This window comes from Carnobacterium sp. (assembly GCF_032094055.1).
Taxonomy (GTDB): domain Bacteria; phylum Bacillota; class Bacilli; order Lactobacillales; family Carnobacteriaceae; genus Carnobacterium_A.
Window position 1 is genome coordinate 1 of the sequence record NZ_DAMDAK010000034.1, and the last position, 6,906, is coordinate 6,906.

Sequence of the window (6,906 nt, forward strand, 5' to 3'; positions counted from 1 at the left end):
TATTTTTCGTTGCTGCGATGTATCGCTGCGACATCTACTAATATAACAGCTTCTCACTTTTTCGTCAATGCTTTTAGGTAAACAAAAAAATTATTTTCGCTAATCCATATGAAAAGAATTCCTTTAGTTATAATTCCGCTTACTTTGATGAAAAAAGCGAAAGGTATTTTTATTTTTACGGAAATCGTTTTGTTTTCCCATATCTCTAAAAGAATATTTATTCATTTTCCAGCTTGGTTTTTATGCTTTATTCACTTTTGATTAAAGAAAAACGTTAAAAATTGCTTCTTTATGTTTCCATTTCCCCTAAAAAAATAAGCTTCCTTAAAAAGGAAACTTATTTCTATTGCTTATAAATTACGCATAGCAGGGAATAAAAGAACATCGCGAATGGACTGAGCGTCGGTTAATAGCATAACCAAGCGATCGATTCCGATTCCTAAACCGCCAGTTGGAGGCATACCATATTCTAAAGCTTCAATAAAGTCTTCATCAATTGGATGAGCTTCGTCGTTTCCTTGTTCACGTTCTTTTACTTGTGCTTCAAAACGTTCTTTTTGATCAATTGGATCATTTAATTCACTAAATGCATTTCCGTATTCATGTCCGACAATGAACACTTCAAATCGATCAGTGAATCTTGGATCAGCTGTATTTTTCTTAGCTAATGGAGAAATTTCAACTGGGTGTCCATAAATAAACGTTGGTTGTACTAATTTTTCTTCTACAAACATTTCAAAGAACTCGTTTACAACATGACCGAATTGGCTATGTTCAGGTAGCGGAACATTATGTTCTTTTGCGATAGCGATCGCTTCTTCATCAGTCATTTCTTTCCAAAAATCAACGCCAGTTTGTTCTTTGATAGCATCGACCATATGCTGACGTTTCCACTTACTTGCTAAGTCGATTTCTTGCTGATTGTATGTGATATGTGCAGTTCCCAGAACACGCTCAGCAACTGTTCGAATCAAGCCTTCTGTTAAATCCATGACATCTTCAAAATCGGTATAAGCTGTATAGAGTTCTAACATCGTAAATTCTGGATTATGCGTAGTGTCTATTCCTTCATTTCGGAAAACACGTCCGATTTCGTACACTTTTTCCATTCCGCCGACCATCAACCGTTTCAAATGCAATTCAAGAGCAATACGCAAGTACAATTCCATATCTAACGCATTATGGTGTGTAATAAACGGACGAGCCGCTGCTCCACCTGCAAGATTGTGCAGAGTAGGAGTTTCTACTTCTAGGTAATCTTGCGCATTCAAATAGCTGCGGATTTCACGAATGATTTCACTGCGTTTAGTAAACCGATCAAAACTTTCTTGGTTACTGATCAAATCTAAATAACGTTGACGGTAACGTTGTTCTACATTCGTCAATCCGTGGTATTTATCTGGTAAAGGACGTAAAGCTTTTGACAATTGTGTAATAGAAGAAGGTTTGATTGTCACTTCGCCTGTGTTCGTCTTCATGACCGTCCCCGTCACGCCAATAAAGTCGCCTAAGTCGGCACTATTAAATGTTTCATAGTCTTCATCGCCAACAGCGTCTTTCCGAACATAAATTTGTATTTGGCCTTTGCGGTCTTGTAAGTGAGCAAAACCAACTTTCCCTTTGCCTCTTTTAGTCATTATTCTGCCAGCAACTGTGACAGTTTCTTCTTTTTCAGCTATTTCTTCTTTAGAAAGGCCATCATTGGCCGCATGTAATTCACTTGATAGATGTGTTCTTTTAAATCGGCTGCCAAACGGGTCAATACCGCGTTCACGCAAATGCTCCATTTTTTCTCGGCGTACTTGTAACTGATCATTCATTTCTTCATGGTTTTCTACTTCATGTGTATCTTCGCGACTCATATCTTCCGCTCCATTCTTTACTAGTTTCGGTTGTACACCTGTCTTCTTTAATAATGCCAAGAGCACGCAAAAAAAGCAAGGAAATTAGAAAAGTTCTTAGTCTCTCGCCTTCTCTAACTTACTTTCTTGCTTTTTTAACAAATTAAGCTTCGTGCACTTCAACTTTTTCATTTCAGATTCTGCTGTCTCCACAACAAAATGATTCAGTAAATCAACGACAAATTTATACGATCCATTTTATCATAGTTTATCATTCAGTAAAAGCCTTTGATGAAAAAGCAAGTAGTTTTTTTGGCAGAAACTAAAAAGCTGGACGCGCAGGTCCAGCTTCTTAGTTTATTTTATTAGTCATCACTTGGAAATAATGCAGTTGATAAATAACGTTCTCCGTTATCAGGAGCAACTGTCACAACTTTTTTTCCGGCACCTAATTTAACGGCTACTTCAATTGCCCCTTTGATCGCTGCTCCTGAAGAGATCCCTACTAACAACCCTTCTTTTTCAGCAACTTTTCGTGCCATTTCCATAGCGTCTTCACTAGATACTTGCAGTACTTCATCATATAACAGTGTATCTAACACTTGCGGTACAAATCCTGTTCCGATCCCTTGGATTTTGTGTGGGCTAGGAACACCTCCGCTTAACACAGGGGATTCAGCAGGTTCAAGCGCATAAATTTTCGTTGTTGGGTCAGCTTCTTTTAATACTTGCCCTGCTCCGGTCAACGTTCCGCCGGTTCCAACCGCTGAAACAAAAGCATCTGGCGCTACTCCGTTGAATGCATCCAGTATTTCTGGACCAGTGGTAGCTGCATGCACTGCTGGGTTAGCTAAATTTTCAAATTGCATAGGCATAAAATGACCAGGTTGTGCGGCTATTTCTGTAGCCTTCTCAATCGACGCTTTGATGCCGTCTGCTCCTGGCGTCAATACCAATTCAGCGCCATATGCTTTTAATAACTTGCGCCGCTCTATGCTCATTGTATCTGGCATCACTAAAATAGCTTTGTAGCCTTTAGCGGCAGCGATCATCGCCAATCCTACACCTGTATTTCCGCTGGTCGGTTCAACAATCACGTCTCCTGCTTTTAATTTACCTTCTTGCTCAGCTACTTCAATCATATTTAACGCTATCCGATCTTTCACACTGCCACCGATATTAGCAGATTCTAGTTTCACATAAACATCTGCTGCACCAGCCGGCACTACTTTATTAGATAATTTGATTAGCGGTGTTTCTCCAATTAATTCTGTAATACTATTGACTATTTTACCCATATATAAACCCCCTAGAAGTTTTATCTGACAAGTTAATTTTAGTGTTTATCGCTTTCGATAGCAAGCGTTAACCTCTTCCTTTTTGTAATTAAGAAAGAACAAAGCACACTGCTTTATCCAAATCATTCATCCTATTTCTTTGGTTGCTCATTAGACTTGATGTTTATGGCATTTTGGGAACTAGCTGAAAGACTGATTATCAGCATCATTTGGCCGCTAGACGCCTTCTAGTTAAGGGTGTCGCCTCTTTTTTCTACCTTTTGTCTGTTAGGCATTCCTATTTTTCCTTGTCAAATAGAAAAAAATACGTTTCTTCATCTTGTGTATAATGAAGAAACGTATTTTCTAATTAATTTAAATTCTTAATTTTACTAATCATATTTAGTTGGTAGCGTCTGCTTTTAATGCTTCTAAATCTGCTACATCATAATGATAGTGATTTCCACAAAAATGACAACTTGCTTCTGCTCCTTGGTCTTCGATGATCATGTCTTCTATTTCTTTTGTCCCTAAAGCAATGATCGCCCGTGAAAAACGTTCTTTAGAGCAGTCACATTTGAACATAATCGGTAATTGCTCTAAAACTTTCACATTATCTTTGCCCATTAAACGTTCTAAAATATCTTCAGGAGTTGCGCCTTCTTCCATTAATTGAGAAATCATCGGGATAGTAGCCAAACGATTTTCCAATGCTGTAATGGTTTCATCTGTTGCGCCCGGCATAACTTGAATCATAAATCCTCCTGCGGCTTTAATGGAATCGTCTGTATCAACTAAGACACTTAACCCGATTGCAGAAGGTGTTTGTTCAGAATTCGCCATATAGTATGTGAAATCTTCTCCCAGTTCTCCACTGACTAAAGGAACTTGTCCAGAGAAAGCTTCTTTCATACCCAAATCTTTCGTAACCGTCAATGAGCCTTCTGTTCCTACAGCTCCACGGACATCTAGTTTTCCAAATTCGTTTAACGGCAAACTTATTTTCGGATTAGCAATATATCCTTTTACTTCTCCTTTACCGTTACTGTCCACGATAATGTGTCCAGCAGGTCCGTTCCCTTCAACTTTTACTGTCATTTTTTCCTCGCCTTTAAGCGTAGCTCCCAACAGTAAAGCTCCGATCATTGTTCGGCCTAGTGCTGCAGAAGCGGCACTCCATGTTTCATGTCTGCGTTGTGCTTCTGCAACCGTTTGGGTAGCGTCAACAACATAAACTCTCACTTGGCCATCATAGCCCAAGCTTTTCAATAAATAATCTGACATTTTTTTATCTCCTTTAATAGTGGTTTTCATTACTGCAACTTTAAAGTAAACTAGCACTAAAGTAAAGAACACTCATTTATGCAGTAATTTTTCAGTATAAAAGAGGGACACACACAAGGTGTAATCCCTCTTTTATTTTTTTATTCGTTTAAGAATTAACGATTCTCATCTTGATTTCCTTCTTGATTTTCATCATTTAATTCTTTTTTTACTTCTTCCACAAGTTTTTCAGCATCTTCTTGTGTTTCATGCTTTTTAGCTTCTTCTTGGGCTTTTTCTTTCTTTAAATGCTCAGCTTCTTTAGCTTCTCTTGCACGTTTAGCTTCTTCAAATGATGCACCTTCTGTTTCACGAGGATAGTCAGTATTTGAAGCCTCTCCCGTTGCAGGCATTTCACCCGTCTCGAATAAGCTCTTAATGGTTTTTTCATCTAGTGTTTCTAGTTCCAGTAATTTATCAGCAATCAATTTATGCTGCTCTCTGTGTTCTTCTAAGATACGGCGTGCTTCATCGTGGGCTTCCACAACAATACGGCGTACTTCTTGGTCAATTTCAAAAGCAATCTGTTCAGAATAAGCTTTTGTTTGACCGTAATCACGGCCGACAAATACTTGGCTATTGCCTTCGTATTGAACCGGACCTAATTTTTCACTCATTCCGTATTCAGTAACCATGCTTCTAGCTAACGCTGTTGCTTGTTGGAAGTCATTGCTGGCTCCTGAAGATTGTGTGTCGAAAATCATTTCTTCCGCTACACGTCCTCCTAGCAGTCCCACAATTTGTTCAAACATTTCTTTTTTAGTCATTAAGAAACGGTCTTCTTTTGGAAGCATAATAGCATATCCGCCAGCGCGTCCACGAGGAACAATTGTAACTTTGTGAACCACTCGTGCATCACTTAATTACCCGGTCTTGAGCTTCATCTAAATCAAGCGCATCGATGGTTTTCTTATTACGACGAGCGGCCACTAAAGCTGCTTCGTTTAATAAGTTTTCCAAATCAGCTCCAGAAAATCCTGGTGTTTGAGTTGCGACTACTTTTAAGTCAACGTCTTTGCTGATTGGTTTGTTTTTAGCGTGTACTTTTAAGATGGCTTCACGGCCTTTGACGTCTGGACGACCTACAAGAATTTGACGGTCAAAACGTCCTGGACGAAGCAACGCTGGGTCTAATACGTCTGAACGGTTAGTTGCCGCAATGACAATGACGCCTTCATTTCCGGTAAATCCATCCAGTTCAACTAGTAATTGGTTTAAGGTTTGTTCACGTTCATCATGTCCGCCACCCATGCCTGCGCCACGTTGACGACCAACAGCATCGATTTCATCAATAAAGATAATAGACGGAGCAGATTTTTTCGCATTTTCAAATAAATCACGTACTCGACTTGCACCGACCCCAACGAACATTTCAACAAAGTCTGATCCTGAGATCGAGAAGAACGGAACTCCTGCTTCACCGGCTACGGCTTTAGCAAGTAACGTTTTACCTGTACCTGGAGGTCCTTCTAATAGAACACCTGCTGGGATGCGTGCACCTAATTCAGCAAAACGTCTTGGGTCCTTCAGGAATTCAACAACTTCTACCAGTTCTTCTTTTTCTTCATCTGCACCTGCAACGTCAGAAAAACGAACTTTGTTTGCTTTATTATCTGCTTCTTTGGCTTTTGATTTGCCAAAGTTCATTACGCCACGGCCGCCTTGTCCGCCTCCGCCTTGTCCACTTTGACCCATCATCATATAGATGAAAAAGACAAAAATAACTAACGGCAATACAGAAACTAAGAGCGTTACCCAAATTCCAGATGATTCTTCTGGCAGTGGGGCCATTTCAATTTTATTTTCTTTGGCAAGAGCGTCAATTTCACTAACGGTCGAATCGTTTTGTAAAACTGCGGATGTAAATTTAGTACTGGTTGTTTCAGTTGATCCAAAAATATTGATACTTGAATCAGAACCTTTTTTCAAAGGTTGAGCTTTACGGTATTCTCCGGTAATTTTATATACTCCCGCGTTGGGTTGGATCGTAAATTTTTTAACTTGATTGGCTTCTAATTGTGAGACGAATTCACTAGCTGGTATTTCAGTACTTTGTTCACCGGATGAGCCGCCTGTTGCCCAAGTCACTATTCCGATAATTCCCAGAAATACGATTGCATAGAAGAAACCGTTTTTTAAGAGTCCTTTTTTCATTGTCGCCCTCCTTCTACAAATAAACATTTATAGTTTTCCTGTTTTTTAGTTTAAACTTATTAAATCTATTTTATCATACCACATTTGACCATCATTGACCATTTATTTCTATTGGTAAATTTCGGGTTTTAAGATACCAATATACGGTAAGTTACGGTACCGTTCATCGTAATCTAATCCATAGCCAACGACGAATTCATTCGGAACTAAGAACCCGACATAATCAGCTTTCATATCAACAACCCGACCTTCTGGTTTATCAAGCAAGGTGACAATCTTGACGGATTTCGCTTTGCGATAACGGAACATAT

Annotated in this window: 4 protein-coding genes and 1 pseudogene; all 5 read right to left on the reverse strand. The window is 39.2% G+C overall.

Features of this window, described 5'->3' with window-relative positions; all coding sequences use genetic code 11:
- Positions 1-350: 350 nt before the first annotated feature.
- A complete protein-coding gene (gene lysS, locus RT405_RS06830) occupies positions 351-1,862 on the reverse strand; it encodes a lysine--tRNA ligase (RefSeq protein ID WP_313468652.1) in 1,512 nt (503 codons plus the stop codon).
- 344 nt (positions 1,863-2,206) lie between these two features.
- Positions 2,207-3,139: a cysteine synthase A gene (gene cysK, locus RT405_RS06835; protein WP_313468654.1), complete on the reverse strand. Its 933-nt coding sequence runs from the start codon at positions 3,137-3,139 to the stop codon at positions 2,207-2,209.
- Positions 3,140-3,520: 381 nt separating this feature from the next.
- The gene (gene hslO / locus RT405_RS06840) at positions 3,521-4,402 is read right to left on the reverse strand and encodes an Hsp33 family molecular chaperone HslO (protein WP_313468656.1); all 882 of its coding nucleotides are present in this window, start codon (positions 4,400-4,402) and stop codon (positions 3,521-3,523) included.
- Between the two features lie 155 nt (positions 4,403-4,557).
- Positions 4,558-6,595 (reverse strand): annotated as a pseudogene (locus RT405_RS06845) (ATP-dependent metallopeptidase FtsH/Yme1/Tma family protein).
- Positions 6,596-6,703: 108 nt separating this feature from the next.
- Positions 6,704-6,906: phosphoribosyltransferase (locus RT405_RS06850; RefSeq protein WP_396163413.1), on the reverse strand; the 203-nt coding region annotated here is incomplete at its 5' end.

Coding starts and splice junctions, on each gene's coding strand:
- lysS (WP_313468652.1), bottom strand. CDS start 1,862: ATGAGTCGCGAAGATACACATGAAGTAGAAAACCATGAAGAAATGAAT.
- cysK (WP_313468654.1), bottom strand. CDS start 3,139: ATGGGTAAAATAGTCAATAGTATTACAGAATTAATTGGAGAAACACCG.
- hslO (WP_313468656.1), bottom strand. CDS start 4,402: ATGTCAGATTATTTATTGAAAAGCTTGGGCTATGATGGCCAAGTGAGA.